Source organism: Arthrobacter sp. P1_D4, assembly GCF_056406115.1.
Map to the genome: position 1 here is coordinate 56876 of NZ_JBFUAU010000020.1, position 26670 is coordinate 83545.

At 66.7% G+C, this 26670-nt stretch carries 27 protein-coding genes; 21 read left to right on the plus strand and 6 right to left on the minus strand.

The window, feature by feature from the left end; all coding sequences use genetic code 11:
* Nucleotides 1-55: 55 nt before the first annotated feature.
* Nucleotides 56-1225, plus strand: a complete 1170-nt coding sequence (gene sucC / locus AC1D0A_RS18510) for an ADP-forming succinate--CoA ligase subunit beta (RefSeq protein WP_018776032.1) — start codon at nucleotides 56-58, stop codon at nucleotides 1223-1225.
* 12 nt (nucleotides 1226-1237) lie between these two features.
* Nucleotides 1238-2140 (plus strand): succinate--CoA ligase subunit alpha, encoded by a 903-nt coding sequence (sucD, locus tag AC1D0A_RS18515; protein ID WP_090582639.1) that lies wholly within the window; start codon nucleotides 1238-1240, stop codon nucleotides 2138-2140.
* A gap of 173 nt (nucleotides 2141-2313) precedes the next feature.
* Here sucD and AC1D0A_RS18520 read toward each other — a convergent pair whose 3' ends face one another.
* Both AC1D0A_RS18520 and AC1D0A_RS18525 read right to left on the minus strand, forming a co-directional pair.
* A complete protein-coding gene (locus AC1D0A_RS18520; RefSeq protein WP_476946497.1) occupies nucleotides 2314-2796 on the minus strand; it encodes an SRPBCC family protein in 483 nt (160 codons plus the stop codon).
* Nucleotides 2793-3155, minus strand: coding sequence for an ArsR/SmtB family transcription factor (locus AC1D0A_RS18525; RefSeq protein WP_476946498.1), 363 nt, complete (start codon nucleotides 3153-3155; stop codon nucleotides 2793-2795). Before AC1D0A_RS18525 ends, AC1D0A_RS18520 begins: the two co-directional genes overlap by 4 nt.
* 253 nt (nucleotides 3156-3408) lie before the next feature.
* Here AC1D0A_RS18525 and AC1D0A_RS18530 point away from each other — a divergent pair, with 253 nt between their 5' ends.
* The 9 genes from AC1D0A_RS18530 (at nucleotide 3409) to AC1D0A_RS18570 (ending at nucleotide 13968) form a co-directional block, all read left to right on the plus strand.
* Nucleotides 3409-3813: a tautomerase family protein gene (locus AC1D0A_RS18530; RefSeq protein ID WP_476943309.1), complete on the plus strand. Its 405-nt coding sequence runs from the start codon at nucleotides 3409-3411 to the stop codon at nucleotides 3811-3813.
* A 244-nt stretch (nucleotides 3814-4057) separates the two neighbouring features.
* On the plus strand, nucleotides 4058-5059 hold the full coding sequence (gene iolC, locus AC1D0A_RS18535; RefSeq protein WP_028275599.1) for a 5-dehydro-2-deoxygluconokinase: 1002 nt from the start codon (nucleotides 4058-4060) through the stop codon (nucleotides 5057-5059).
* Nucleotides 5056-6006, plus strand: a complete 951-nt coding sequence (locus AC1D0A_RS18540) for a Cgl0159 family (beta/alpha)8-fold protein (RefSeq protein ID WP_028275600.1) — start codon at nucleotides 5056-5058, stop codon at nucleotides 6004-6006. Before iolC ends, AC1D0A_RS18540 begins: the two co-directional genes overlap by 4 nt.
* Nucleotides 6007-6045: 39 nt before the next feature.
* Complete coding sequence (gene iolD, locus AC1D0A_RS18545; protein ID WP_476943307.1) at nucleotides 6046-7974, plus strand: 3D-(3,5/4)-trihydroxycyclohexane-1,2-dione acylhydrolase (decyclizing); 1929 nt, start codon at nucleotides 6046-6048, stop codon at nucleotides 7972-7974.
* 48 nt (nucleotides 7975-8022) lie between these two features.
* Nucleotides 8023-9534, plus strand: a complete 1512-nt coding sequence (locus tag AC1D0A_RS18550; RefSeq protein WP_476946499.1) for a CoA-acylating methylmalonate-semialdehyde dehydrogenase — start codon at nucleotides 8023-8025, stop codon at nucleotides 9532-9534.
* Nucleotides 9535-9747: 213 nt separating this feature from the next.
* Nucleotides 9748-10659 (plus strand): sugar phosphate isomerase/epimerase family protein, encoded by a 912-nt coding sequence (locus AC1D0A_RS18555; protein ID WP_476946500.1) that lies wholly within the window; start codon nucleotides 9748-9750, stop codon nucleotides 10657-10659.
* Nucleotides 10660-10675: 16 nt separating this feature from the next.
* A complete protein-coding gene (locus tag AC1D0A_RS18560; protein ID WP_476943304.1) occupies nucleotides 10676-11689 on the plus strand; it encodes a Gfo/Idh/MocA family protein in 1014 nt (337 codons plus the stop codon).
* A gap of 81 nt (nucleotides 11690-11770) precedes the next feature.
* Nucleotides 11771-12556 (plus strand): sugar phosphate isomerase/epimerase family protein, encoded by a 786-nt coding sequence (locus AC1D0A_RS18565; RefSeq protein WP_476946531.1) that lies wholly within the window; start codon nucleotides 11771-11773, stop codon nucleotides 12554-12556.
* Nucleotides 12553-13968, plus strand: a complete 1416-nt coding sequence (locus AC1D0A_RS18570) for a sugar porter family MFS transporter (protein ID WP_476946501.1) — start codon at nucleotides 12553-12555, stop codon at nucleotides 13966-13968. Before AC1D0A_RS18565 ends, AC1D0A_RS18570 begins: the two co-directional genes overlap by 4 nt.
* Nucleotides 13969-14070: 102 nt before the next feature.
* On the opposite strand, the gene AC1D0A_RS18575 is transcribed toward AC1D0A_RS18570, so the two are convergent.
* Nucleotides 14071-14520, minus strand: a complete 450-nt coding sequence (locus AC1D0A_RS18575; protein ID WP_079550370.1) for a MarR family winged helix-turn-helix transcriptional regulator — start codon at nucleotides 14518-14520, stop codon at nucleotides 14071-14073.
* 164 nt (nucleotides 14521-14684) lie between these two features.
* Between AC1D0A_RS18575 and AC1D0A_RS18580 the strand changes: the two genes are divergently transcribed.
* Both AC1D0A_RS18580 and AC1D0A_RS18585 read left to right on the plus strand, forming a co-directional pair.
* Nucleotides 14685-15926, plus strand: a complete 1242-nt coding sequence (locus AC1D0A_RS18580; protein WP_476946502.1) for an MFS transporter — start codon at nucleotides 14685-14687, stop codon at nucleotides 15924-15926.
* Between the two features lie 28 nt (nucleotides 15927-15954).
* Nucleotides 15955-16479 carry an aldo/keto reductase gene (locus AC1D0A_RS18585; RefSeq protein ID WP_476946503.1) on the plus strand — a complete coding sequence of 175 codons (525 nt, stop codon included), beginning with the start codon at nucleotides 15955-15957 and terminating at the stop codon, nucleotides 16477-16479.
* Between the two features lie 4 nt (nucleotides 16480-16483).
* Here the strand turns inward: AC1D0A_RS18585 and iolB are convergent, their stop codons facing one another.
* Nucleotides 16484-17380 (minus strand): 5-deoxy-glucuronate isomerase, encoded by an 897-nt coding sequence (gene iolB / locus AC1D0A_RS18590; RefSeq protein WP_476943301.1) that lies wholly within the window; start codon nucleotides 17378-17380, stop codon nucleotides 16484-16486.
* A gap of 95 nt (nucleotides 17381-17475) precedes the next feature.
* Nucleotides 17476-18216: a GntR family transcriptional regulator gene (locus tag AC1D0A_RS18595; RefSeq protein ID WP_243181584.1), complete on the minus strand. Its 741-nt coding sequence runs from the start codon at nucleotides 18214-18216 to the stop codon at nucleotides 17476-17478.
* A gap of 348 nt (nucleotides 18217-18564) precedes the next feature.
* On the opposite strand from AC1D0A_RS18595, the gene AC1D0A_RS18600 reads away from it, so the two are divergent.
* The 6 genes from AC1D0A_RS18600 to AC1D0A_RS18625 are packed head-to-tail and all read left to right on the plus strand — an operon-like array spanning nucleotide 18565 to nucleotide 24558.
* Nucleotides 18565-19560 (plus strand): substrate-binding domain-containing protein, encoded by a 996-nt coding sequence (locus AC1D0A_RS18600; protein ID WP_028275612.1) that lies wholly within the window; start codon nucleotides 18565-18567, stop codon nucleotides 19558-19560.
* 52 nt (nucleotides 19561-19612) lie between these two features.
* A complete protein-coding gene (locus AC1D0A_RS18605) occupies nucleotides 19613-20662 on the plus strand; it encodes an ABC transporter permease (protein WP_028275613.1) in 1050 nt (349 codons plus the stop codon).
* An 18-nt stretch (nucleotides 20663-20680) separates the two neighbouring features.
* Nucleotides 20681-21598 carry an ATP-binding cassette domain-containing protein gene (locus AC1D0A_RS18610; protein WP_476946504.1) on the plus strand — a complete coding sequence of 306 codons (918 nt, stop codon included), beginning with the start codon at nucleotides 20681-20683 and terminating at the stop codon, nucleotides 21596-21598.
* A gap of 31 nt (nucleotides 21599-21629) precedes the next feature.
* On the plus strand, nucleotides 21630-22733 hold the full coding sequence (locus AC1D0A_RS18615; protein WP_243181583.1) for a Gfo/Idh/MocA family oxidoreductase: 1104 nt from the start codon (nucleotides 21630-21632) through the stop codon (nucleotides 22731-22733).
* On the plus strand, nucleotides 22733-23527 hold the full coding sequence (locus tag AC1D0A_RS18620) for a TIM barrel protein (RefSeq protein WP_243181582.1): 795 nt from the start codon (nucleotides 22733-22735) through the stop codon (nucleotides 23525-23527). The genes AC1D0A_RS18615 and AC1D0A_RS18620 overlap by 1 nt, the downstream gene beginning before the upstream one ends.
* On the plus strand, nucleotides 23524-24558 hold the full coding sequence (locus AC1D0A_RS18625; RefSeq protein WP_243181581.1) for a Gfo/Idh/MocA family oxidoreductase: 1035 nt from the start codon (nucleotides 23524-23526) through the stop codon (nucleotides 24556-24558). Before AC1D0A_RS18620 ends, AC1D0A_RS18625 begins: the two co-directional genes overlap by 4 nt.
* Nucleotides 24559-24579: 21 nt before the next feature.
* Here AC1D0A_RS18625 and AC1D0A_RS18630 read toward each other — a convergent pair whose 3' ends face one another.
* Nucleotides 24580-25353, minus strand: coding sequence for a gamma-glutamyl-gamma-aminobutyrate hydrolase family protein (locus tag AC1D0A_RS18630; RefSeq protein ID WP_476946505.1), 774 nt, complete (start codon nucleotides 25351-25353; stop codon nucleotides 24580-24582).
* Nucleotides 25354-25392: 39 nt separating this feature from the next.
* Between AC1D0A_RS18630 and AC1D0A_RS18635 the strand changes: the two genes are divergently transcribed.
* Nucleotides 25393-25887, plus strand: a complete 495-nt coding sequence (locus tag AC1D0A_RS18635; RefSeq protein ID WP_028275618.1) for an SRPBCC family protein — start codon at nucleotides 25393-25395, stop codon at nucleotides 25885-25887.
* Between the two features lie 14 nt (nucleotides 25888-25901).
* The gene (locus tag AC1D0A_RS18640; RefSeq protein ID WP_079550394.1) at nucleotides 25902-26609 is read left to right on the plus strand and encodes a FadR/GntR family transcriptional regulator; all 708 of its coding nucleotides are present in this window, start codon (nucleotides 25902-25904) and stop codon (nucleotides 26607-26609) included.
* The last annotated feature ends 61 nt before the right edge of the window (nucleotides 26610-26670 follow it).

Sequence of the window (26670 nt, forward strand, 5' to 3'; positions counted from 1 at the left end):
AGTACGTGGGGTCCGGCTGTACAGAAACTACTTCGACGTAGAAGGACACTAAACCGTGGACCTGTTTGAATATCAGGCGCGCGATATGTTCGAGGCGCACGGTGTACCCGTGCTTGCTGGCATCGTGGCGCACACCCCTGAAGAAGCAAAGGCAGCTGCCGAGAAAATCGGCGGCGTAACTGTCGTAAAGGCGCAGGTCAAGGCCGGAGGCCGCGGCAAGGCCGGCGGCGTCAAGGTCGCGAAGACCGCTGACGAAGCGTTTGAACACTCCACCAACATCCTCGGGATGGACATCAAGGGCCACACCGTGCACCGGGTGATGATCGCCCAGGGTGCAGACATCGCCGAGGAATACTACTTCTCCGTCCTTCTGGACCGGGCCAACCGCAACTACCTGGCCATGTGCTCGGTAGAAGGCGGCATGGAAATCGAGCAGCTCGCCGTTGAGCGCCCCGAGGCCCTGGCCAAGATCTCGATCGACCCGGCCGTGGGCATCGACCAGGCCAAGGCCGACGAAATCGTCGCCGCGGCAGGCTTCGCCGAGGAACTGCGTGGCAAGGTCGCCAGCGTAATCCTGAAGCTCTGGGACGTTTTCAAGAAGGAAGACGCCACTCTTGTGGAGGTCAACCCGCTGGTCCTGACCGGCGCCGGCGACATCGTTGCCCTCGACGGCAAGGTCTCCCTCGACGAGAACGCCGACTTCCGCCACCCCAAGCACGCCCACCTTGAAGACAAGGACGCTGCTGACCCGCTCGAGGCCAAGGCCAAGGCGCAGGACCTCAACTACGTCAAGCTGGACGGCGAAGTCGGCATCATCGGTAACGGTGCCGGCCTGGTCATGTCCACCCTCGACGTCGTTGCCTACGCCGGCGAGAACCACGGCAACGTCAAGCCCGCGAACTTCCTGGACATCGGCGGTGGAGCTTCCGCCGAGGTCATGGCAGCAGGCCTCGACGTCATCCTGGGCGACCCGCAGGTCAAGTCCGTCTTCGTCAACGTCTTCGGCGGCATCACCGCCTGTGACGCCGTCGCCAAGGGCATCGTCGGTGCACTGGCCGAGCTGGGCCACTCCGCGAACAAGCCGCTGGTAGTCCGCCTTGACGGCAACAACGTTGAGGAAGGCCGCCGCATCCTGGCCGAGGCCAACCACCCGCTGGTTACCCTGGCCGCCACCATGGACGAGGGCGCCGACAAGGCTGCCGAGCTCGCCAACGCAGCGAAGTAGAGGGACTCGACTATGTCTATTTATCTGAACAAGGACTCCAAGGTCATCGTCCAGGGCATCACCGGCGGCGAAGGCACCAAGCACACCGCCCTGATGCTCAAAGCCGGCACCAACGTTGTGGGCGGCGTCAACGCCCGCAAGGCCGGCACCACGGTCCTGCACGGCGACAACGAGATCACCGTCTTCGGCACCGTCAAGGAAGCCATGGCAGAGACCGGCGCTGACGTTTCCATCGTCTTCGTGCCGCCGGCCTTCACCAAGGACGCCGTCGTTGAAGCCATCGAGGCCGGCATCGGCCTCGTCGTCGTCATCACCGAAGGCGTGCCCGTCCAGGACTCCGCCGAGTTCTGGGCACTGGCCCAGTCCAAGGTGGACGCCAACGGCAAGCAGGTCACCCGCATCATCGGACCGAACTGCCCCGGCATCATCACCCCGGGCGAGGCCCTCGTCGGCATCACCCCGGCCAACATCACGGGCAAGGGCCCCATCGGCCTTGTCTCCAAGTCGGGCACCCTGACTTACCAGATGATGTACGAGCTGCGCGACCTCGGCTTCTCCACCGCCATCGGCATCGGCGGCGACCCGGTCATCGGCACCACCCACATCGATGCCCTCGAAGCCTTCGAGGCTGACCCGGAGACCAAGGCGATCGTCATGATCGGCGAAATCGGTGGCGACGCCGAAGAGCGTGCCGCCGACTACATCAAGGCCCACGTCACGAAGCCGGTTGTTGGCTACGTGGCCGGCTTCACCGCTCCGGAAGGCAAGACCATGGGCCACGCAGGCGCCATCGTCTCGGGTTCCGCGGGCACCGCCCAGGCCAAGAAGGAAGCCCTCGAGGCTGCCGGCGTCAAGGTCGGCAAGACGCCGTCCGAGACCGCCAAGCTCCTGCGCGAGGTCTTCGCGACCCTCTAGGTCCGAAGCGCCGAAGTACCAGCACTACAGCAACGCGGGGTCACTCACGGCCCATTCCACTCGGTGGGATGGGCGCGGAGTGACCCCGCGTTGTTTCTTTAAGTACGACGGCGGCAGGCCACCTTCCCCGGGAGGTGACCTGCCGCCGTCGTACTCTTTAAGTCCCTGGGGTCCTAGACCTTGGCCCGGCTGAGGACTTCCTCGAGCTGTTCGTAGGCTTCGGTCATGCCGCCCTCCATTCCGGACTGCGCCATGCCGTCGCGGGCCTCCATGCTGGGGTAGACCGCGTGGCCGCTGAGCCGCGAACGGCCGCCACCCAAGTCCTCGAAGGTCAGGGACTCAATACTCACCACGTCCGGGTAGCCATCGAATTCGAAGGTCTGGATGGCGAAATCATTCTCGCGGACAGTGTGGAAGACACCGGTGAAGCCATAGGCGCTGCCGTCCGGCGCGGTGTGGGTGTAGCGGTAGCTGCCGCCGGTCCTAAAGTCGTAGTGGTCAACAGCCATAGTCAGCCGCCGCGGGCCAAGCCACTGGGCGACGAGCTCGGGATCCTTGTGCGCCCGGAACACCTCGGACACCGGAAAGTCGAATTCACGCTCGAAATCGATGAACGGCAGACCCTCGGGGACGGTCAATTTCAGTGCGTTGCTCATGATGCATCCTTTGCCTGTGGGCCGCTCTGGGCGGCGCGGATTTCAAGCACGGCGTCAAGGCTGCGGAACTGCCCCTCGCGGACCAGCCGGTACTGGTCGATCCAGGCAGTGAGTGCTTCCAGCCGTGCAGGGTTCAGGTGCACGGGCCGGCGCTGGGCGTCACGGGTGCGCGTGACAAGTTGCGCCTGCTCGAGGACCTGGATGTGTTTCGAGACCGCCTGCTTGGTGATCGCGAAGGGCTCCGCCAGTTCATTGACGGTGGCCGGGCCCCGGCTGAGCCGGGCAATGATGCGGCGGCGGACCGGATCGGCGAGGGCCAGGAAGGCCGCGTCGAGCTCGGCGTCGTCACTCGCTTCCACTCGGTGCTCCACCTCCTCGTCCCGTGGTCAACTGATCAGTAATCAACTTGCTCATTGATCAATCTCTAGGTTGTTAACGCTACGCCGGAGGCAATGTCCGCGCAATACCCAACGCGGGGTCACTGAGGGCCCGTCCTGAGGGGCTGGGACGGGCGCTAAGTGACCCCAAGTTGCTGTGTGCTGTCACGGAATCCTTGCGTAGCTCCGAATTACTTTGTTAGTATGTCAGGACAAACTAGTGAAGGAGATGCGAGTGCCTCTCGTACGAATTGACGTCAACCAGGGCCGCGGCGCGGAGCAGCTCCGCGGACTCAGCCAGGGCATCCACAGCGCGATCGTGGCCGAATTTGGCATTCCGGAGCGGGACTACTTCCACGTGCTGACCGAGCATCCCGTGGGGCAAATTGTTGCCCAGGATGCCGGGCTCGGCTTCGAGCGGACGCCGGACGTGGTGATGATCCAGATCTTCACCCAGGCCGGGCGCAGCCAGTCCGCCAAGCAGTCCCTGTTTGCCGCCATTGCGGACAGGCTGGCCGCCGCGGGGGTCGCCGGCGAGGACGTTTTCATCGGATACGTCGAGAACACCGCGGGGGACTGGTCGTTCGGTTTCGGGCAGGCCCAGTACGTCACCGGCGAACTCGGCATTCCCGCCAGGTAGCCACCGGGGTAATACCGGCGCCTGCTCCGCCGCCGCGGCGCCGCGCGGGGCGTCACTTGAAGTCCCCGTGTCATGTTGTAAATATGTCAGTACAAACCTTTGACAGTACATGGATTCTAAGGCAAAGTAGTGGTTGTGGCCCGGCTCACGCCAGGCCCCAAAGCACCGAATAAGCACCGCAGAAACGCCGAAGCTCAGGCTGCGCAAAGGTATCGAGTCCACACCAGAAAGGTCCACGATCACCGTGACCCACGAACTGCTCACGATCGGGCGCATCAGTGTTGATATCTACCCGAACGACATCGGGGTGGATCTGGAGGATGTCACGTCCTTCGGAAAGTACCTTGGCGGATCCCCATCCAACGTAGCTGTCGCCGCCGCCCGCCATGGCCGCCGCACCGCCGTCATCACCCGCACCGGCGACGACGCCTTCGGCAAGTACCTGCACCGCGAACTGCGCAAATTCAACGTGGACGACTCCTTCGTCACGGCGGTCAAGGAATGGCCCACCGCCGTCACGTTCTGCGCCATCAAGCCGCCGGAGGACTTCCCGCTCTACTTCTATGGACGCTTCCCCACGGCACCGGACCTGCAGATCAAGGCCGAGGAACTGGACCTGGACGCCATCAGGGACGCCGGGATCTTCTGGTCCACCGTCACCGGACTCTGCCAGGAGCCCAGCCGCACTGCCCAGCTCACGGCCCACGAGGCACGGCCCCGCACCGGGCTCAAGGAAGGCCAGTTCACCATCCTGGACCTCGACTACCGGCCGATGTTCTGGGCTTCCGAGGAGGAAGCCCGGGAACAGGTCGCCAGGATCCTGCCGCACGTCACCGTCGCGATCGGCAACGACAAGGAATGCGCCGTCGCTGTCGGGGAAGGCACCCCGGACGAACAGGCGGACCGGCTGCTCGCGGCCGGCGTCGAAATCGCCGTCGTGAAGCTGGGCCCTGAAGGGGTCATGGCCAAGACCCGCACCGAGCGTGTGGTCTCTGCCCCGGTGCCCGTGGAAACTGTCAACGGCCTCGGCGCCGGCGACTCCTTTGGCGGGGCCTTCTGTCACGGCCTGCTTTCCGGCTGGCCCCTGGCACAGGTCCTCGACTTCGCCAACGCCGCCGGCGCCCTCGTCGCCTCCCGCCTGTCCTGCGCCGACGCGATGCCGACGCCGGACGAAGTCACCGGCCTGCTCGCCGACCGCGGCCGCCTGCTGCCGGGTACCTACGCCACCGAAGGAGCAGCACTGTGAGTGCAAACCCAGCCGTCGCCACCCGTGCGGTGAACGACGATCCCCGCCGCTACGAGCACCTGAGCATTATCCGGCTCGAAGACCCGGAAGCGATTGCCCGCGCCGCCAAGGCCCGGCGCCGCCACCCCGGTGTCAGGGCCCACCGGCAGAACTTCATTGTCGCCGCCGACCACCCTGCCCGCGGCGCGCTCGCCGTCGGAAACGATCCGGTGGCCATGGCCGACCGCCGCCAGCTCCTGGACCGCCTGCAGATCGCCCTGGCCAACCCTGACGTGGACGGTGTCCTCGCCTCGCCGGACATCATGGACGATCTGCTCCTGCTCGGCGCGCTCGAGGGCAAGCTGCTCTTCGGCTCGATGAACCGTGGCGGACTCTCCGGCCTGGTGAACGAATTCGATGACCGCTTTACCGGCCACACCGCGGCCGCGCTCGAGGCCCTGGGCGCCGACGGCGGCAAGATGCTGACCCGCATCTGCCTCGGCGACCCGGACACTGTCGCCACCCTCGAAGCGACCGCGAGGGCCATCGACTCCCTCGCCGAACGCAGGCTGATCGCCATGGTGGAACCGTTCCTCTCCGTCCGCGAAAACGGGAAGGTCCGCAACGACCTCTCCACCAATGCCGTCATCAAGTCAGTCGCCATCGCCGAAGGCCTCGGCGCGAGCAGCGCCTACACCTGGATGAAGCTCCCCGTGGTGGCCGAGATGGAACGCGTCATGGCGTCCACCACGATGCCCACCGTGCTCCTCGGCGGAGACCCGGACGCTGGCCAGGACGAGGTGTTCGCCAGCTGGCAGACTGCCCTCGCCTTGCCCGGCGTTCAGGGCCTCACCGTCGGCCGGACCCTGCTCTACCCGCAGGACGGCGACGTCGCCGGCGCCGTGGCAACCGCGGCCTCGCTGCTGCACCACACCGAATCCACCCGCACCAAAGAAGTATCGGAGTAGCTTCCCATGGGAATGAGCACGGCATCAGGAACACGCAGAATGACGGTCGCGCAGGCCGTCGTTGAATACCTGTCCAAGCAGTACACCGTCGATTCGGCCGGCGGCCAGGACTTCCGGGAACGCCTGATTCCGGGCACGTTCGGCATCTTCGGCCACGGCAACGTCGCCGGCGTCGGCCAGGCCCTCAAGCAGTACCAGCAGCTCGATCCGACGATCATGCCGTACTACCAGGGCCGCAACGAACAGGCCCAGTCCCACCAGGCGGTCGGCTTCGCCCGCCACACCCGCCGCCGCCAGACCTTCGCGATCAGCACCTCGATCGGTCCGGGCTCCTCGAACCTGCTCACCGGCGCGGCGCTGGCCACCACCAACCGGCTGCCGGTCCTGCTGCTGCCGAGTGACACGTTCGCGACCCGCGCCGCCGACCCCGTGCTGCAACAGCTCGAACAGCCCTACGCCTACGACATCACCGTCAATGACGCGTTCCGGCCCCTGTCGAAGTTCTTTGACCGCGTCTCCCGGCCCGAGCAGCTGTTTTCCGCGTTCCACCACGGACTCCGTGTCCTCACCGACCCGGCCGAGACCGGTGCCGTCACCATCTCGCTGCCCCAGGACGTCCAGGCCGAGGCCTTTGACGTGCCCGAGGAATTCCTCGCCGAACGCGAATGGCGGATCCGCCGCCCGGACGCCGACGACGAGGACATCCGCCGCGCCGCCGAGGCGATCCGCGCCGCCAAGCGCCCGCTGATCATCGCCGGCGGCGGTGTGCTCTACGCCTACGCCAACGAGGAACTCGCGAAGTTCGCCGAGCTGACCGGCATCCCGGTCGGCAACACCCAGGCCGGCGTCGGCGTGCTGCCCTGGGACCACAAGTTCTCCCTCGGGGCCATCGGCTCCACCGGCACGACGGCGGCCAACGCCATCGCCGCCGAGGCCGACCTCATCATCGGGATCGGTACCCGTTACGAGGACTTCACCACCGCCTCCCGGACCGCGTTCCAGAACCCGGACGTGAAATTCCTCAACATCAACGTCGCCGCCCTCGACGCCTACAAGCACGGCACCTCACTGCCGATCGTGGCCGACGCCCGAAAGGCCCTCGTCAAACTGAACCAGGCCCTCGGCGGCTACCGCATCGGCGCGGACCTCGAGCAGCGGATCGCGGCCGAGAAGAAACGCTGGGACGCCACCGTGGACGAGGCATTCGACACGCGGTTCACGCCGCTGCCGGCGCAGAACGAGATCATTGGCGCCACGAACCGCGCCATGGACGCCCAGGACGTCGTCATCTGCGCCGCCGGCTCACTCCCCGGTGACCTGCACAAGATGTGGCGCGTCCGGGACCCGTTCGGCTACCACGTCGAATACGCCTACTCCTGCATGGGCTACGAGATCCCGGGCGGCCTCGGGGTCAAGCGCGCCGCCCTGGCCGAAGCCGCCAAGGGCGGCACGCAGCGCGACGTCGTCGTCATGGTGGGGGACGGCTCCTATCTGATGATGCACACCGAACTCGTCACCGCCGTCGCCGAGCGGATCAAGCTGATCGTGGTCCTGATCCAGAACCACGGCTACGCCTCCATCGGTTCGCTTTCCGAATCGCTCGGATCCCAGCGCTTCGGCACCCAGTACCGGGCGCTGGATGAGGAACACCACAGCTTCGACGACGGCGACCGGCTCCCGGTGGACCTGGCCCTGAACGCCGAAAGCCTCGGCGTGAAGGTGATCCGGATCGAACCGGGGGAGAAGGTCATCGCCGAGCTCGAGCAGGCCGTCCGGGACGCCAAGGCCGCCCCAGAACGTGGCGGCCCGATCGTCATCCACGTTGAATCCGACCCGCTGCTGGATGCCCCCAGCTCCGAGTCGTGGTGGGACGTTCCGGTCTCCCAGGTCTCCGAGCTCGACTCGACGAAACAGGCTTTCCAGACCTACACCGACCACAAGAGCCGCCAGCGCAAGCTGCTCGGCTGACCCCGGCTCCCTGAGCCATCCCAGATTCCAACTCCCAAGGACATTCCCATGACTACCGTCACCGCCACCAAAACCATCCACCACTTCATCAACGGCGCCGAAACCGCCGGTGAGGGTACCCGCACCCAGCCCGTCTACAACCCGGCCACCGGCGCCGTCTCCGCAGAGCTGCGGCTGGCCAACCGGACCGACCTGGACACCACCGTCGCCGCCGCCCGCGCTGCCGCCGATTCCTGGGGCGACATCTCCCTGGCCAAGCGCACCGCGGTGCTGTTCAAGTTCCGCGAACTCGTCGCCTCCCACGTGGACGAGCTCGCCGAACTGATCACCGCCGAACACGGCAAGGTCCTCTCCGACGCCAAGGGCGAGATCGGCCGCGGACTCGAGGTCATCGAGTTCGCCTGCGGCATCCCGCAGCTGCTCAAGGGCGACTACTCGGACCAGGTCTCCACCGGCATCGACGTTTTCTCCTTCCGCGAGCCGCTCGGCGTCGTCGCCGGCATCACCCCGTTCAACTTCCCTGTCATGGTCCCGCTGTGGATGGCCCCGATGGCGATTGCCACGGGCAACGCCTTCATCCTCAAGCCCTCCGAGCGCGACCCCTCCGCCTCCATGCTGCTCGCCAAGCTGTGGAAGCAGGCCGGGCTGCCCGACGGCGTCTTCCAGGTCCTGCACGGCGACAAGGAAACGGTCGACGGCCTCCTGACCCACCCGGACGTGGACGGCATCTCCTTCGTCGGTTCCACCCCGATCGCCCGGTACGTCCACGAGACCGCCACCGCCCACGGCAAGCGCGTCCAGGCCCTGGGCGGCGCGAAGAACCACGCGATCATCCTGCCCGACGCCGACCTCGACAACGCTGCCGACCACCTGGCCGCCGCCGCGTTCGGCTCCGCCGGGGAACGCTGCATGGCCATCTCAGTCGCCGTCGCCGTCGGCGACGCCGCCGACCTGCTGGTCAAGAAGGTCGAAGAGCGCGCCCTGGCCGTCAAGGTCAACAACGGCACCGTGCCCGACGCCGAAATGGGCCCGGTCATCACGCCGGCGTCCAAGGAACGCATCGTGAAGATCGTCACCGAAGCCGAAACAGCCGGCGCCGCGATGGTGGTGGACGGCCGCGACCTCGTGGTCCCCGGCCACGAAGACGGGTTCTGGGTCGGCCCCACCGTCCTGGACCACGTCACGGCCGGGATGACCGCCTACACGGAGGAAATCTTCGGCCCCGTCCTGGTCGTGGTCCGCGTCGAGGACCTCGACGCCGGCATCGCCCTGATCAACTCCAACCCCTACGGCAACGGCACCGCCATCTTCACCTCATCCGGCGCCGCGGCCCGGAAGTTCCAGCGCTCCGTCACCGTGGGCATGATCGGCATCAACGTGCCGCTGCCCGTGCCGGTGGCGTACCACTCCTTCGGCGGCTGGAAGGCTTCGCTGTTCGGCGACAAGCACATCTACGGCCCCGAAGGCGTCTCCTTCTACACCCGCGGCAAGGTGGTCACCTCGCGCTGGCCCGAACCCACGCACGCCTCCGGCGCCTCCTACAACTTCCCGTCCAACTAGTCCCCACCGCCCCCCTCGCCTCGCAAGTCCCCACCGGCTCCCAGCCTTCGCAAGCTCAGGCAGGGGCCCTCGCCGGTGGGGCCCCACGGCCAGGGAACCCTGGCGGCGTGGGCCCATCCACCGCCACCCAACAACCGCGATCGATCGCTCCGCAACCGCCGTTTTGAGCGTCCAAAACGGCACCTGCTGAGCAATCGATGAGAAGGAATGGAAATGACAGAGAACAAGCTGATCATCGGCACCGCGCCGGACTCCTGGGGCGTCTGGTTCCCGGATGACCCTCAGCAGACCCCGTGGGAACGCTTCCTCGACGAGGTCGCCGAATCCGGCTACAAGTGGATCGAGCTCGGCCCCTACGGCTACCTCCCCACCGATCCGGCCCGTCTCGCCGAAGAGCTCAAGCAGCGCGACCTGAAGATCTCGGCCGGCACCGTGTTCACCGCATTCCACCGCGGGGCCCACCAGTACGACGAAGCCTGGGAGCCGGCCCGCAAGGTCGCCGAACTCACGGCAGCCATGGGAGGCGAACACATCGTGGTCATTCCCGCGATGTGGCGCGACGACGTCACCGGCGAGGCCGTCGAGAGCGGCACGCTGACCGGGAAGGCGTGGAGCGACCTGTTCTCCGGCCACAACCGCATGGGCAAGACCCTCTTGGAGGATTTCGGCCTGAAGCAGCAGTTCCACTCGCACGCCGACTCCCACGTCGGCGCGCAGGCGGACATCGAAACCCTGCTCGCGGCCACGGACCCGAAGTACCTCAACCTCTGCCTGGATACCGGCCACGCCGAATACTGCGGGGCCTCCAGCCTCGACCTGATCAAGAACTATCCGGACCGGATCGGCTACCTGCACCTCAAGCAGATCAACCCGGACATCCTCAAAAAGGTCAACGAGGAAAACATGACGTGGGCCGCCGCCAACCTGGCCGGCGTGATGACCGAGCCGCCGAACGGGCTGCCGGACCTGCGCGCCGTCATCGAAGCCGTGGAGGCGCTCCCCCGGCCGATCTTTGGCATTGTGGAACAGGACATGTATCCCGTGGCCTTCGACGTCCCGATGCCGATCGCCAAGCGCACCCGGAACTACCTGCTTTCCTGCGGCTCCCGCACCGCCGTCAACTAGAACTGAGGACAAGATCATGACTAAGACCCTCCGCGTAGCTGTCATCGGCGCCGGCCGTATGGGCGCAGACCACATCCAGCGGCTCAACACCCGCATCCACGGCGCCGAAGTTGCCGCCGTCGTCGACGTCGACCTCGCCCGTGCCCAGGCCGCCATCGAAGGCATCCCCGGTGCCGTCGCCCTCGCCGACGCCGAGGAGGCCCTCAACAACGGCGACGTCAACGCCGTACTGATCGCCACCCCCGGTTTCCTGCACGAGGACATCCTGCTCAAGGCGATCGCCAAGGACATCCCGATCCTCTGCGAGAAGCCGCTCACCCCGGATGCCGAATCCTCCTGGAAGATTGTCGAAGCCGAGCAGGAGCTGGGCCACAAGCGCATCCAGGTCGGCTTCATGCGCCGCTTCGACGCCGAATACGCCGCCCTCGGMAAAATCATCCGCGACTCCGAACTCGGTGAGCTGCTCATGCTGCACCACCAGCACCGGAACCCCACCACCCCGGCGGGCTTCACCAACGAGATGCTGATCAACGACTCCGTGGTCCACGAATTCGACGCCATACGCTACTTCACCGGCGAGGAAATCACCTCGGTCCAGGTCCGCCTCGGCAAGGCCACACGGAACGCCCCGGCCGGTCAGCACGACCCGCAGCACGTGCTGATCGAGACCGAGTCCGGTGTCCTGGCCGACGTCGAGATCTACGTCAATGCCAAGTTCGGCTACGAGGTGGCCACCCAGGCCTCCTTCGAAGACGGCATCGTCAGCATCGGCGGCGACAAAGGCCCGTACACCCGCAGCAACGGCCATTGGGGCGGCAACGTCACCCCCGGCTTCGAGGAACGCTTCGGTGCGGCATACGACGTCGAAATCCAGTCCTGGGTGGACGCGGCCCTCCGCGATGAGATCGGCGGCCCGACCGCCTGGGACGGCTACGCCACGGCCGCCTGCTGCGAGGCCGGCGTCGAGGCGCAGAAGAACGGCGAAAAGGTCGCCGTGAAGCTCAACGCCAAGCCCGCCCTGTACCGCTAAAACCCCGCCGGCCGGCGCCTTCTACTGCAAAGAACACTCCTCGAGTTCCCGCGCGTGGTGGCCGACCTCGGCTACAAGTACATGCAGATGACCCCGCACGCCGATTTCATCCCCTTCTTCAACCACCCGAAGGCCGACGACGAGCTCGTGGGCAAGCTGAAGGCGGCCTGCAAGGACGCGGGAATCGAAATCGCGTCGGTGCTGCCCGTGCTGCGCTGGTCCGGCCCGGACGAGGACGCGCGCGAGGCGGCCGTCCGCTACTGGAAACGGGCCATCCAGATCACCGTGGACCTGGGCGTTGGCACCATGAACACCGAGTTCAGCGGCCGGCCGGAGAAGGCCGAGGAATCCGAGCGGGCCTTCTACCGCTCCATGGAGGAGCTGCTCCCCATCATCGAGCGGGAGGGGATCGACCTGCTGATCGATCCGCATCCGGACGACTTCGTCGAGGAGGGCCTGGCCGCGATCCGGGTGATCCGCGGGCTGAACTCGAAGAATGTTGGCCTGGTCTACGTGGCCTCGCACAGCTTCCACATGAAGAACGCACCGCTGGAGATCATGCGGGCCGCGGGCGACAAGCTGCGCCTGGTCCACGTGGCCGACACGATGGACCACCACGCCTCACACGGCCTGCGTTACATCACCAACCCGCCCGGCAACCCCGTCCGCGTGCACCAGCACCTGAAAATCGGCGACGGCGACGTCAACTGGGACGAGTTCTTCGGCGGCCTGCAGGAGATCGGCTTCCTGGACCGTGAAGACACGGTGATGGTCTCCAGCGTCTTCGCCGAGGACGACAACGCCGCGGACGTCTCCCGGTACCAGCTGGAGACCATGAAGCAGCGGATCGCGAAGGCGAGCCTATGACGGCGCCTGTCGCCGAGGTGACAGGGCCCGCCAACCACAAACGGGCCCTCCGGACCGCGACGATCGTCTCCACTTTCGGCGGACTGCTCTTCGGCTACGACACCGGCGTGATCAACGGCGCTTTGCCGTACATGCAGGTGGACCTGGGCCTCACGCCACTGACCGAAGGGCTCGTGACCTCCTCGCTGCTGTTCGGGGCGGCCTTTGGCGCCCTCTTCGGCGGGCGCCTGGCGGACCGCCACGGCCGGCGCAAAATGATCATGGTGCTGGCCGTGGTGTTCCTCGCCGGCACCCTTGCGTGTACCTTCGCGCCGAACACGGAGGTGATGATCCTGGCACGCCTGATCCTCGGCCTGGCCGTGGGCGGGGCCTCGGTGACGGTGCCGGTGTACCTGGCTGAGGTCTCACCCAGTGCCCGGCGCGGACGAATTGTCACCCAAAACGAGCTGATGATCGTCACGGGCCAGCTGCTGGCCTTCATGTTCAACGCCTACCTCGGCAACAGCTTCGGCGAGGCCGGCGGGATCTGGCGCTGGATGCTGGTCATCGCAACCCTGCCGGCGATCGCGCTCTGGATCGGCATGAACTTCATGCCCGAAAGCCCGCGCTGGCTGGCATCGATGGGCAGCTTCGGCGAAACCCTCAGTGTGTTGCAGCGGATCCGCTCCCAGTCCGAGGCCAGGGCTGAATTTGAAGAAGTCAAGGCCATGGCCGTGGAGGACTACAAGGCCAAGATGGGCTCCTGGAAGGACCTCAGTGTTCCGTGGCTCCGGCACATCTTCGTGGTGGGAATCGGGCTCGCGGTCATCCAGCAGATCACGGGCGTCAACTCGATCATGTACTACGGCACGCAGATCCTCGCCGAGTCCGGATTCGGCCGCGAAGCGGCCCTCACGGCCAACATCGCCAACGGCGTCATCTCCGTTCTCGCCACGTTTCTGGGCATCTGGCTGCTGGGCAAGGTGGGACGGCGGAGGATGCTCATCACTGGCCAGCTCGGCACCACGACGGCGCTGTTCCTGATCGGCGTCTTCTCTCTCATCCTCCCCGAGGGCCCCTCCCGGGGCTTCGTCATCCTGGCCCTGACCGTGACATTCCTGGCCTTCCAGCAAGGTGCAATCTCACCGGTCACCTGGCTGATGCTCTCAGAGATCTTCCCGCTGAAGATCCGCGGCCTGGGCATGGGCGCTTCGGCCTTCGTGCTGTGGATCGTGAACTTCCTGGTTGGCTTCGGCTTCCCGCAGCTCCTCGCCGCGATCGGACTGTCCAGCACCTTCTTCGTCTTCGCTGTGCTCGGCGTCGGGGCCATCGCCTTTGCCGCGAAGTACATTCCGGAGACCAAGGACAAGAGCCTGGAGGACCTGGAACACTTCTTCAAACAGGCGGCTGCCAGGGAACCGGTCACCGTCTAGCCCCAGTCAAGAAAGCCCTGCACGCACAAGCCCCGCCCGGGATTCGTCCCCGGCGGGGCTTTCTGCGTTCTTTCTGCGTACTCGCGCGAGGTGGTTGCCGCGCTAGACCGCGGCGTGCAGGCGGGGGAGGGCGTCGACCAGCGGTGCCAGCTCCGGCACTTCCTGGGCCTCGGCCAGCGCCCGTTCCAGCGTGGCGTCGTGGACCGGCCTGCTCTGCTCGAGCAGGGCGATGCCGCTGGGGGTGAGCTCGGTGTAGATTCCGCGGCGGTCATCCGCGCACAGGATCCGGGTCAGCAGCCCGCGGTCCTCGAGCCGGTTGACCAGGCGCGTGGTGGCACTCGCGCTCAACGCCGTGGCACGGGCCAGCTGCTGCATCCGCATGTGCCAGCCGTCCTGCCGGCTCAGCGCATCCAGCACGGTGTACTCCACGACGGAGAGCTGCGCCTCGGCCTGCAAGGACCGCTCCAGCTCGGCCTCGATCAGCCCGTGCAGGGCCGCCAGGGTCCGCCAGCCTTGCGCCCGGACCTCGACGGCGTCGTCCTTGATGCCCATCACGTGTTTCCCTTCAACTCGCGTGCCCGGCGGGGAGGTGACGGGCACATCAAATAATAGTTGCTTGCGCGCTGTATCTGCTTGTGCAAGAATAAATAACGCGTCTGCAACTACTAGCTTACGCGCCATACCCCATCCCGTACAGCTTTGTAAGGAGCACCTCCATGCCTGTTGGCCTGATAGCCCTCGCCCTCGGCGGGTTCGGCATCGGACTCACCGAGTTCGTCATCATGGGCCTGCTGCCGCAAGTGGCCGCAGACTTCCACGTCACCGAGGCGACCGCGGGCTGGCTCATCTCCGGCTACGCGCTCGCCGTCGTTGTCGGGGCGCTTGGCCTCACCGCGGCCGTGACGCGCTTCGAACGCAAGCCCGTGCTGGCCGTGCTGATGGTGCTGTTCATTGCCGGCAACCTCGTCTCGGCGCTCGCGCCGGATTACGCGGTAATGATGATCGGCCGCATCATTGCCGCGCTCTCGCACGGCGCGTTCTTCGGCATCGGCGCAGTGGTGGCCGCGAGCATGGTGGCGCCCACTAAGAAGGCGGGTGCGATCGCGATCATGTTCACCGGCCTGACGGCTGCGAATGTGCTCGGTGTCCCGTTCGGCACCATGCTGGGCCAGGCTGCGGGCTGGCGCTCCACGTTCTGGGCGATCACCGTGATCGGTGTCCTCGCCCTGGCCGGCATCCTCGCACTCGTGCCGAAAACCGGCTCCGGCGAACCAGCAGCGGGCGGATTGCGCGGCGAGCTCCGTGCCTTCCGGTCCGGGCAGGTGTGGCTCTCCATCCTCGTGACCATCCTCGGCTACGGCGGCATGTTCGGCGCCTTCACCTACATTGCATTCACCCTCACCGAGGTCACGGGCTTCTCCGCCGCCACGGTCCCGTGGCTGCTGATCCTCTTCGGCGTCGGGCTCTTCATCGGCAACACCCTCGGCGGCAAGGCGGCCGACAAGAACGTGGACCGCACCCTGCTCGTAGTCCTCGCCGCCCTGGTGCTGGTGCTCGTGGCCTTCGCCCTGACAGCCGGCAACCAGCCGGTGACCATCGCCACTATGGTGCTGCTGGGCGGCTTCGGCTTCGCCACGGTTCCGGGACTGCAGATGCGCGTCATGAAGTACGCCAGCAGCGCTCCCACCCTGGCCTCCGGCGCCAACATCGGCGCCTTCAATGTCGGCAACGCCCTGGGCGCCTGGCTGGGCGGCGTCACCATCACCGCCGGCCTCGGCTACACCTCGCCGATCTGGGCCGGCGCCGGGATCACCCTGCTGGGCCTGGCAGTGATGGTATTCGCCGCGGCTCAGGCCAAGCGACTGGCGACGGCCGGCGGTTCAACCGCCCCCGCCGCGGCAGCAGCGCAAACCAGCACCGACCTTCCCGCCACCGAGGCTGCAGCCGTTGTCCGCTGACCTCCCGAACGCAACCACAGGAGACACTATGAGTTCAATTCCCACTATCGTCCTCAATAACGGGGTGCGGATGCCGCAGATGGGCTTCGGCGTCTTTCAGATTCCCGACGCCGAGACCACCGAGGCGGTAGCGGCGGCGCTCGACGCCGGCTACCGGAGCATCGACACGGCCGCCATCTATGGAAACGAAACCGGAACCGGCCGCGCGCTCGCCGAGTCCGGGATCGCGCGGGAAGACCTGTTCATCACGTCCAAGCTGTGGATCGACGACCTCGGCTACGAACCAGCTCTGGCGGCTTTCGACGCGAGCCTGGACAAGCTGGGTCTCGACTACCTGGATCTTTACCTGATTCACTGGCCCGCGCCGGCGTCGGACCGGTACGCCGACTCCTGGCTGGCCCTTGAAAAACTCCATGCCGACGGCCGGGTCAGGGCCATCGGCGTGTCCAATTTCGAGCCGGGGCACCTGCAACGGCTCATCGACCTGGGCGGCACGGTGCCGGCGGTCAACCAGGTGGAGCTGCACCCGGCGCTCCAGCAGCCAGCGGCCTGACGGCCTAGCGGCCGAACGGCAGTCGCGGGTCCAGGTCCTGGCCCTCCCAGGTCTGGCGGATCCAGCCGTGGTGCGGGTCATCGCTGATGAGCCACTCGCGGACCGGGCCGGGTCCGGCCATGACGTTGAGGTAATACATGTCGTAGCCGGGGGCGGCCATGGCGGGCCCGTGCCAGCCGTAGGGCACCAGGACGACGTCGCCGGTCCGGACCTCGGCCGCAACGTCGATGGGCCGCTCGTCGGAGGCGTAGACGCGCTGGTAGCCGATGGCGTCGTCGGCGCCCGGGCGTTGCGGGGCCCCGGGCGTCACCCGGGTTTCGAAGTAGTAGATCTCCTCGAGGTTGGTCTCGCCGTCTTTTTCCTCATCGTGCTTGTGCGGGGGATAGGAAGACCAGTTGCCGGCCGGCGTGAGGACCTCGCAGACGATGAAGCGGTCCGCCTCCAGCGCGGCGGGAGTCCCGAAATTGTGGACCTGACGGGAGCAGTTGCCCGCCCCGCGCAGTTCCACCGGCGTCTCGGCGGCCGTGATGAGGCGGGTCGGGTAGGCGGCCTTGGCCGGGGCAGTGGCGACTGCCACGCGTCCGCCGTCGGCCGAGGTGATGGCCACCGCCTTACCGGCTCCCGTGTAGAGCACGTCGCTGGGGCCGCTGAAGACGCTGACCCGGCCGGCCAGGGGATAGTCCTGCCCGTCGACGGCCGCCACGAAAGAGCCGTTGAGCGGGATCACGATGCGTTCCTCCGCCGCGGCGTCGAGTTCGACCGCGGCGCCGGCTGCCAGCGTGGCAACCTTCAGCCCGGTATGCGCCCAGCCGTCCACCTCCAGTTTGGAGTCGGACGTCCCGATGGAGATGTCCCACGTGTCTTCGGCGGCGGTGCCGAGCGGATAGACCCAGTTGGCCATGGAAGCTGCCCTTTCGTTGTCGCGCCGGAGGCAGGCGCGTGTGTGTGCGGGGTTGGAGCCGGTTGCGCCCGTCGCTGGCGCCTAACTCTGGACGCTTACCTCTGGACCAGTGTCATTTCAAAGCTGTAGGAATCCGCCCGGTAGACGTGGTGGCCGGTTTCCACCATGCGTCCGGTGTCGTCCACCGCGGTCCGCTCCATGGTCACCAGGGCGGAGCCGGGGGTGGTCTCGAGCAGTGGCGCCTGGTAGTCATTGGCGATCATGGCACCGATCCGCTGTGAGGCCAGGCGGAAGTTCACGCCGCCGTTGCGCAGAATGGCGTAGAGGCCCTGCGCGCCCAGGGAAGCCTCGTCGAGGGCGGTGATGTCATCCCGCACCCAGTTCTCCATCAGGGCCAGCGGCTTGCCGCCCACCTTCCGGAGCCTGGTGAAGTGGTAGACCTTGGCGCCGGCCGGAAGCTGCAGAGCCGTCCGGATCGCGCCGTCCGCCTCCTCATGCGAGAAGCTGAGCACGTCGGTGGTGGGCTTGCTGCCGTTGTTGCTCAGGTCGTCGTAGAGGCTGGAAAGTTCCAGCGGGCGGCGGACCTGGCTGGACACCACCTGGGTGCCGACGCCGCGCTTGCGGACCAGGAGGCCCGAGCGGACCAGCTCGTCCATGGCTTTTCTCATCGTGGGCCGGGACAGGTTCAGCTGGGCGGCCAGGTCGATCTCGTTTTCCAGCCTGCTGCCGGGTTCCAGCAGCCCCGTGTGGATCGCTGCCTCGATGCCCTGCACCACTTGGTGGTACAGCGGCACCGGGGAAGAGCGGTCGATCCGCAGATTCAGTTGATTCGCCACTGGACATGCTCCCTTGTGCTCCGCGGCGGCCGTTGTGCCGGCCTGTCCGCGTATGTCAGGCTATGTTCGCTTGATAGGACATACTGCCTTTTTCTGATAGTAGCAGGGCTGCCAAGAGGTGCCAAGGGCTGCTGTGACGGGCTTTGTTTGCGGGGGTCGGGCTGTCGGCGCTGGCCCGGCAAGCTCTGCGAATGCGACATTCCGACCCCACTTCGTTACGTCCAAACATCCTAATGTCAGGACAAACTATTGACAACTGTGATTGGAGTCACCATGATCGGTTGTAGATGGCTCATGGACCGACGCGATGAAGCGGCCGGCGTGGCCCGGAATCAAAGGAGATTGATCGTGACCAAGTTCTCGTGGCGGAAGGCGACCCTCGTGGCGGCCGTTGTACCCATGCTGGCCCTGAGCGCGTGTTCCAGCACCGGCGGCAAGCCCGCAGACTCAGGCAATGCGGCTGGCGGAGGCCAGGCAGCCAGCACCTCCCGCATCAAGGTCGCCCTTATCACGCACGCCGCAGCCGGTGACACCTTCTGGGATATTGTTCGCAAAGGCGCCGAGGAGGCATCGGCAAAGGACAACGTTGAGCTCCTCTATACGTCCGATCCCGAAGCCGGGCGCCAGGCCCAGCTCATTCAGCAGGCCATCGACCAGAAGGTCGACGGCATCGCGGTCACGCTCGCCAAGCCCGAAGCCCTCAAGGACGTCCTGAAGAAGGCCTCCGACGCCGGCATACCGATTGTGAGCCTCAACGCCGGCGAATCGGTCTCCTCCCAGCTCGGAGCATTCACCCACTTCGGTTCCAACGAGCAGCTCGCCGGTCAGGCCGTGGGCACCAAGCTGGCCGCGGACGGCTACAAGCACCCGGTCTGCGTGATTCAGGAACAGGGCCACGTGGGACTTGAAGCACGGTGCGCGGGCGTCAAGGCGAAGGTTCCCGGAACGGAGATCCTTTACGTCGACGGCAAGGATATGACCTCCGTTCAGTCCACCGCGACTGCCAAGCTTCAGGCCTCCAAGGACGCCGACGTCATCATCGGCCTCGGCGCCCCCATCACCCTGACCCTCCTCAAGTCGGTCACTGACGCCGGCAGCTCTGCCAAGGTTGCCAGCTTCGACCTCAACGCGGAGCTCGCCCAGAAGATCGTGGATGGTGCAGTTCTGTTCACCGTGGACCAGCAGCCGTGGCTGCAGGGCTACGGAGCCGTTGACGCCATCTGGCAGAACAAGCGCGGCGGCTTCAAGATCGGCGGCGGCCAGCCTGTGCTGACAGGCCCGGCGGTCATCGACAAATCCAATGCGGCCGATGTCCTGACCTTCGCCCAGCAGGGCGTCCGCTAACAGCCCGCTGGCCGGGCCGGTTCGCGCCGGCCCGGCGGCAAGGAGACTTATCATGACCATCACCCAGACCAAGACAAAGTCGCCGGCGCCCGATGAGCGCGTCGCCAAGCGCAGTCCGTTCCAGAAGTTGCTCGGACGTCCCGAGGTCGGTGCCCTGGTGGGCGCGATCGTCCTCTTCATCTTCTTCGCGTTGGTGTCCCCGACCTTTACCCAGCCCGGTGCCCTGGCGACCATCCTGTACGGGTCCTCCACGATCGGGATCATGGCGGTGGGGGTGTCCTTGCTGATGATTGGCGGGGAGTTCGACCTCTCCACCGGTGTCGCCGTGATCACCTCGGCGCTGACCGCGTCGCTGTTCAGCTGGTACTTCACCACGAACGTCTGGGTCGGAGTCGGACTGGCCCTGGTGGTCTCCTTGTCCGTCGGGTTCATCAACGGCTGGATCCTGATCAAGACCAAGCTGCCGTCCTTCATCGTCACCCTGGCCACGTTCCTGATGCTGACCGGCCTGAACCTGGGCCTGACCCGGCTGATCGGCGGCTCGGTGTCCTCGCCCTCGATCTCGACCATGGACGGTTTCGCCTCGGCCCGGGCGGTGTTCGCCTCCTCGGTGAGCGTCGGCGGCGTCGACATCAAGATCACCGTGTTCTACTGGTTCGCGCTCGTCGCGGTCGCGACCTGGGTGCTGATGCGGACCCGGGTGGGGAACTGGATCTTCGCCGTCGGCGGGGACGCGAACGCGGCCCGCGCCGTGGGCGTGCCGGTCAAGGCCACCAAGATCGGTTTGTTCATGGCCGTGGGGTTCTGCGCCTGGATCCTGGGCATGCACAACCTCTTCGCGTTCGACACCGTGCAGTCCGGTGAGGGCGTGGGCAACGAGTTCCTCTACATCATCGCCGCGGTGATCGGCGGCTGCCTGCTCACCGGCGGGTACGGCTCGGCGATCGGCGGCGCGATCGGCGCGTTCATCTTCGGCATGGCCAACAAGGGCATCGTCTACGCGCAGTGGAACCCGGACTGGTTCAAGTTCTTCCTGGGCCTGATGCTGCTGCTGGCCACCATCGTCAACCTCATCGTCAAGCGCCGCGCGGAACTGAAGTAGAAGGGGCCGAAGAGAACCATGAATGCCAAAGAGATCGACCAGCAGACCCTGCTGCAGAACGAAAAAGACCCGCTCACCCACACCCCGGTGCACCTGCTCTCCCTCGACGGGGTCGGGAAGCACTACGGGAACATCATCGCCCTCTCCGAGGTCACCATGGCGGTGGACAACGGCCGCGTCACCTGCGTGCTGGGCGATAACGGTGCGGGCAAATCCACGCTGATCAAGATCATCGCCGGCCTGCACCAGCACGACGCCGGAACACTGAAGATCATGGGCCAGGAGCGGAAGTTCAGCTCCCCCCGGGACGCCCTCGATGTCGGGATCGCCACGGTCTACCAGGACCTCGCCGTGGTGCCGCTGATGCCGATCTGGCGGAACTTCTTCCTCGGCTCGGAGCTCACGTCCGGCTTCGGCCCGTTCAAGAGCATGGACGTCGAGAAGATGAAGGACATCACGCTCAAGGAACTCGCCGCGATGGGCATCGACCTGCGCGACGTCGAACAGCCCATCGGCCAGCTCTCCGGCGGTGAACGCCAGTGCGTCGCGATCGCCCGGGCCGTGTACTTCGGCGCGAAGGTCCTGATCCTGGACGAGCCCACCGCGGCGCTGGGCGTGAAGCAGTCCGGCGTGGTGCTCCGCTACATCCTGCAGGCCCGCGACCGCGGCCTCGGCGTCATCTTCATCACCCACAACCCGCACCACGCCTTCCCCGTCGGGGACCGGTTCCTGCTGCTCAAACGCGGCAAATCGATCGGTTACTACGACAAGAAGGACATCACCCTCGACGAGCTCACCGCCCAGATGGCCGGCGGCGCAGAACTCGCCGAACTCGCCCACGAACTCGAACAACTCGGCGGCCACAGCGACGTCGTCAAAGAAGTCCAGGGCGAAGTCGCCGACGTGTCCCAGACCACCGGCACGACCTACGGGTAACCGCCGCCCCAACTCCTGAAAGGACAAGCCTTTGGCTTACCTCAACCGCAACGCCTCCGACGCCGTCCTGCCCGTGCGGATCGGGCTCATCGGCTCGGGTTGGATGGGCGCCTTCCACGCCGAGAGCATTGCCCGCCGGGTCCCCGGCGCCGTCCTTGCCGCCATCGCGGATCCGAACCTGGAATCCGCCGGGGCGCTGGCCGGCGCCCTGGGCACCACGAAGGTGACCGCCGACGCCGCTGACCTCCTGGCCGACCCGGCGATTGACGCCGTCGTCATCGCCAGCCCCGCGCGTTTCCATTCCTCCCTGATTGGCCAGGCCGCAGCGGCCGGAAAGCACGTCTTCTGCGAGAAGCCCGCCGGTCAGGGGCTCGAGGAGCTCGACGCCGCCCTTGACGCCGTCGACGCCGCCGGGGTGCACTTCCAGATCGGCTTCAACCGCAGGTACGCCGCAGACTTCCAGGCGGCCAAGAAGGACATCACCGCCGGAATCGTGGGGCAGCCGCAACTGCTGCGTTCGCTGACCCGGGACCCGGGCACGGGGAGCATCGGCCACGCCGCAAGGATCCCGGCATGGACCATCTTCCTCGAAACCCTGATCCACGACTTCGACACCCTGAACTGGTTCAACGAAGGCGCCGAACCCGTGGAGGTCTACGCCGTCGCGGACGCGCTTGTGGAGCCGGGACTGCGGGACCAGGGGTTCCTGGACACCGCCGTCGTGACCATCCGCTACAGCAACGGTGCGATCGCCGTCGCCGAGGCAAACTTCAGCGCACTGTACGGTTACGACATCCGCGGCGAGGTTTTCGGCTCCAAGGGCATGGTCCAGGCCGGCCGCGCTACCGAAACCGCCGCCCGCCGGTTCACCGCCGAGGGGATGTCCGCCGACACCCCACGGCTGAACGTCGAGCTCTTCCGGCAGGCCTACACAGACGAGCTGGCGGACTTCGCCGACGCCGTGCGCGCCCGGCGTGACGGCACCGCTCCGGAGTCGAAGCCCTTCACTCTCACTCCGGGAGCCAGCGACGCCCGGCGCGCACTGGCCGTGGCGCTGGCCTGCATTGAGTCCGTCAAGCGGGGGACCCCGGCAACGGTCAACACAGTGGCCGTCAACGAGAACGTGGTCCTCTGATGCGGCTCGCCGTGTGCGCTGAGATGGTCTTTACGGACCTGCCGTTCACGGAGCGGGTGCGGCGGCTCCACGAGGCCGGCTTCGACGTCGAACTCTGGGACTCGCGGCCCAAGGACATCGGCGCGCTCAAGGCCACCGGGGCGGTGTTCTCCTCCATGACCGGATACAGCTCCGGCAGCCTCGTGGATCCGGACACGGCGGACGAGGTGGTGCGGACCGCCGAGTCCCTGATCCCCACCGCCCTGGAACTTGGCGTCAGCCGGCTGGTGGTCCACCCGGCGGAACTCGTCGACGGCCACGCGGCCCGGCCTGTCTACCGCTCCAGCGGACACATGTGGGCCACCGGCGCCCGGACCCTGGAACGGCTCGGGAAGCTCGGTGAGAAGTACGGGGTGACGTTCTGCCTCGAGAACCTCAACACCATCCGGGACCACCCCGGCATCCCGCTGGCCCGGGCCAAGGACACCCTGGCGCTCGTGCAGGCTGCCGGGCACCCGAACGCCAGGCTCATGCTGGATCTCTATCACGCCCAAATGGGGGAGGGGAACCTGGTCGAGCTCGTCCGGACCGCCCTGCCATACCTCGGCGAAATCCAGGTGGCGGACGTTCCAGGCCGTTGCGAACCCGGAACCGGGGAAATCAACTACGCGGCCGTGGCCAGGGCGCTCGCGGACGCAGGCTACGAAGGAACCGTGGGCATGGAAGCGTGGGCCAGTGGCGACAGCTATGCGGCCCTGGAGGCCTTCCGTGCGGCGTTCACCGTGCCCGCACCAAACATGAGAGTGGAAGTATGAAAGACGTAATCCTTGGACTCGCCGGCGTTGGGCGGATCGGGGTCATGCACGCCAACAACATCGCCGCCCTCAACGAGGTCCTGAACCCACAAGGGATCCGTGTCCGTCTCCGCCTCACTGACGTCGCCGAAGAGCACGCCCGGACGGTGGCAAGCGGTCTCGGTGCCGAATTCCTGCCCTCGGTCCAGGCGCTGCTGGCCTCGGGGCTGGACGGCCTGGTCATCGCCACCGGAACCGGGACCCACCCCGAGCTCATCAAGGCCGGCGTGGACGCCGGGATCCCGGTGTTTTGCGAAAAGCCCGTGGCCCTGAACGTGGCCGACGCCCTGCCGGTGCTCGACTACATCCGGGACCGGAACGGCGTGGTGCAGATCGGGCATCAGCGCCGGTTCGACGCCGGCTACCTGGAAGCCCGCCGCGCTTACCAGGCCGGCGAGCTCGGCTGGATCCATTCCCTGCGTGCCGTCACGTGCGACATGACGCCGCCCCCGGTCGAGTTCCTGGCCAGCTCCGGCGGGCTCTTCCGTGACTGCTCGGTCCACGATTTCGACATCCTGCGCTGGCTCACAGGCCGCGAAATCGTCGAGGTCTACGCCAAGGGCTCCAACAACGGGGATCCGGCCATCGGTGAGGCCGGCGATGTGGACACGGCCCTCGCGGTGGTGACGTTCGACGACGGCACCGTGGGAACGGTTTCGGCGACCCGCTACAACGGGGCGGGCCATGATGTCCGGCTGGAAATCCAGGGCTCCCGCGGCTCGCTGATGGTGGGCCTGGACGACAAGACGGCCATGGCCTCCGCCGAAGCGGGGATCGCTTTCCCCGCGGGGAAGCCGCACCTGACGTTTGCCGAGCGGTTCGAGACGGCGTACCGCTCCGAAATGGAGGCGTTCGTCGACCTGATCCTTGGCCGCCGGGAGAATCCCTGCACTCCGGAAGACGCCGTCGCGGCCTCCCGGGTTGCCGATGCCGCCCAGGAATCGCTGGCCACCGGTGCCCCGGTCAAGGTGACGGTGAGCGTCGGCAGCTGACCACGGCCCGGGGCGTCCGGCTCAGGGCCGGGCACGGCACGCCTCGACGAAGGCCCGGAAGGGCGCGAGCCGTTCCCCGGCCGGGAGCTCCGGGGCCTCGGGGTGCCACTGGACCGAGGCCACCCAGCGCTCCGGATCCTCCAGCGCCTCGACGGTCCCGTCCTCGGCCACGGCCGTCGCCCGCAATCCTCCGGCCACCCGGGCCACAGCCTGATGGTGGCCGGAGGCGATCTTCACGTTCACGGCACCGGAACCGCCGCCGTAGAGCGCGGCCACCCTGGAGCCGGCCCGCACCGCCACCTCATGCCAGGCCCACGGGCCGGCCCCGTGCACCGGCGCGGGCTCGCGGTGCGCCACCGTCCCCGGCGCCATGTCCTGGATGAGCGTCCCGCCGTAAAGTATATTGAGCAGCTGATGCCCGCGGCAGATGCCGAACACAGGCAGCCCGGCGTCGATCGCAAGACGCGCCACGGCGAGATCCAGCGCGTCCTGGGCAGGGCTGACGTCGTAGCAGACGTCGCCGCGCAGCTCGCCGTAGAGGGCGGGGTCGAGGTCGCCGCCGCCGGGAAGGACGACGCCGTCAAGGCAGGCCATCGCCGCGGCGAGGCCGCCGTCGTCGGGCCCCGGAGCGTCGAGCAGCACCGGTTCGCCGCCGCCCTCGCGCAGCAGTTCCACGATGTACTCGAACAATGCGTTGGCTTCCGCCACGCGCGGGTCGGGATCGGAGGAACTGCTGAGGCGGACGGGAACGCCGATGCGCGGCCGGCCGCGAAGGGGGTTGCGGGAAGTCTGCATGCCTCATTCTGCAACACGATCGCGGACTAGGATTACTAGATGAATCCCCGCTATCTCGTGTCCCGCAGCCGGTACATCGCCGCAGCCCCCGAAGCCATCTTCGAGGTGCTCGCCACGCCTGCCCTGCACAGCGTGATCGACGGCTCGGACACGGTGAAGGGCACCCAGCCGCGCGGGCCACGGCGCCTGTACCTCCGCGCCAGGTTCGGCATGCAAATGAACATGCGGGTGAACTACAAGATCCTCAATACCGTCTGCGAATTCGAGGAAGGCCACCGGATTGCATGGCGGCACTTTTACGGCCATGTGTGGCGCTACCTGCTTGAACCATCCACGGGCAAGGACGGCACCGCTGGCACCCTGGTCACCGAGCAATGGGACGCGCGGCAGGTCCGCGGCAAGAGCCTGCTCCGGATGGCCGGCTACCTGCGCCGCCATCCGGCCAACCTGGAGCAGACGCTGGCCAAGCTCGACGCCTACATGGCTGCGCACCCGGACATGGGTAATGTGGATGGCAGCACGAAACGAGACTGAAGGTGGGAACTGGGATGGGCCGCAGGACACTGGTCGACGATCTCGTCGACGGCCTGCTGACCGAAATCCTTGACGGAAAGCTCCTGCCCCACAACCCGATTCCGCCCGAGGCCGACATTGCCAAGGCCTACGGCGTCAGCCGGCTCACCGTGCGGGAGGCCCTCAAAGCCCTCCGGGCGCAAAACATCCTCTATGTGAAGGCCGGCCGGGGAACCTTCGTCAATCCCACGGACAACTGGACCGGCCTGGACGCGATCTTCAAGGCAGCCTCCCATGGCAATGCGGCCGACCAGGTCTCGGTGGGACTGATTGAGATGCGACGGATGGTGGAGACCGGGGCCGCGGCGCTCGCCGCCAAACGCTATACCCCGGAGCAGGCCGAGCGCATGCGCGAGTGCATCGCGGATATGAAGCGCTTCCACGACTCCGGCGACCTGGACCGCTTCGTGGAGGCGGACATTGGTTTCCACGATGCCGTCCTGAAGGCGTCCGGCAACCCCTTTGTCCGGGCCCTGTTCGCCCAGTTGGGCCAGCTGCTGTACGTGACCCGGCGCGAAACGTCGGCCGTCGAGGTGATCCAGCAGCACGCCATCGATTACCACCAGCGGGTCCTGGACAGCATTCTGAGCGGCGACGCCGAGCGCTCGCGGCAGGCGATGGATGAGCACATGGACCAGACCAATGCGGACTACGAACGCTACGTCCGGGGCGCCAAGTCCTGACGTCCGCCGCCGGACTCTTGACGTAATCCGAATCACATCCTAAGATTTTGGCTAGTTCCTG

Coding starts and splice junctions, on each gene's coding strand:
- AC1D0A_RS18585 (WP_476946503.1), top strand. CDS start 15,955: ATGAGTTCAATTCCCACTATCGTCCTCAATAACGGGGTGCGGATGCCG.
- AC1D0A_RS18550 (WP_476946499.1), top strand. CDS start 8,023: ATGACTACCGTCACCGCCACCAAAACCATCCACCACTTCATCAACGGC.
- AC1D0A_RS18635 (WP_028275618.1), top strand. CDS start 25,393: ATGAATCCCCGCTATCTCGTGTCCCGCAGCCGGTACATCGCCGCAGCC.
- AC1D0A_RS18630 (WP_476946505.1), bottom strand. CDS start 25,353: ATGCAGACTTCCCGCAACCCCCTTCGCGGCCGGCCGCGCATCGGCGTT.
- AC1D0A_RS18640 (WP_079550394.1), top strand. CDS start 25,902: ATGGGCCGCAGGACACTGGTCGACGATCTCGTCGACGGCCTGCTGACC.
- AC1D0A_RS18520 (WP_476946497.1), bottom strand. CDS start 2,796: ATGAGCAACGCACTGAAATTGACCGTCCCCGAGGGTCTGCCGTTCATC.
- AC1D0A_RS18620 (WP_243181582.1), top strand. CDS start 22,733: ATGCGGCTCGCCGTGTGCGCTGAGATGGTCTTTACGGACCTGCCGTTC.
- AC1D0A_RS18605 (WP_028275613.1), top strand. CDS start 19,613: ATGACCATCACCCAGACCAAGACAAAGTCGCCGGCGCCCGATGAGCGC.
- AC1D0A_RS18555 (WP_476946500.1), top strand. CDS start 9,748: ATGACAGAGAACAAGCTGATCATCGGCACCGCGCCGGACTCCTGGGGC.
- sucD (WP_090582639.1), top strand. CDS start 1,238: ATGTCTATTTATCTGAACAAGGACTCCAAGGTCATCGTCCAGGGCATC.
- AC1D0A_RS18580 (WP_476946502.1), top strand. CDS start 14,685: ATGCCTGTTGGCCTGATAGCCCTCGCCCTCGGCGGGTTCGGCATCGGA.
- AC1D0A_RS18565 (WP_476946531.1), top strand. CDS start 11,771: ATGCAGATGACCCCGCACGCCGATTTCATCCCCTTCTTCAACCACCCG.
- AC1D0A_RS18610 (WP_476946504.1), top strand. CDS start 20,681: ATGAATGCCAAAGAGATCGACCAGCAGACCCTGCTGCAGAACGAAAAA.
- iolB (WP_476943301.1), bottom strand. CDS start 17,380: ATGGCCAACTGGGTCTATCCGCTCGGCACCGCCGCCGAAGACACGTGG.
- iolD (WP_476943307.1), top strand. CDS start 6,046: ATGACGGTCGCGCAGGCCGTCGTTGAATACCTGTCCAAGCAGTACACC.
- AC1D0A_RS18570 (WP_476946501.1), top strand. CDS start 12,553: ATGACGGCGCCTGTCGCCGAGGTGACAGGGCCCGCCAACCACAAACGG.
- AC1D0A_RS18575 (WP_079550370.1), bottom strand. CDS start 14,520: ATGGGCATCAAGGACGACGCCGTCGAGGTCCGGGCGCAAGGCTGGCGG.
- AC1D0A_RS18625 (WP_243181581.1), top strand. CDS start 23,524: ATGAAAGACGTAATCCTTGGACTCGCCGGCGTTGGGCGGATCGGGGTC.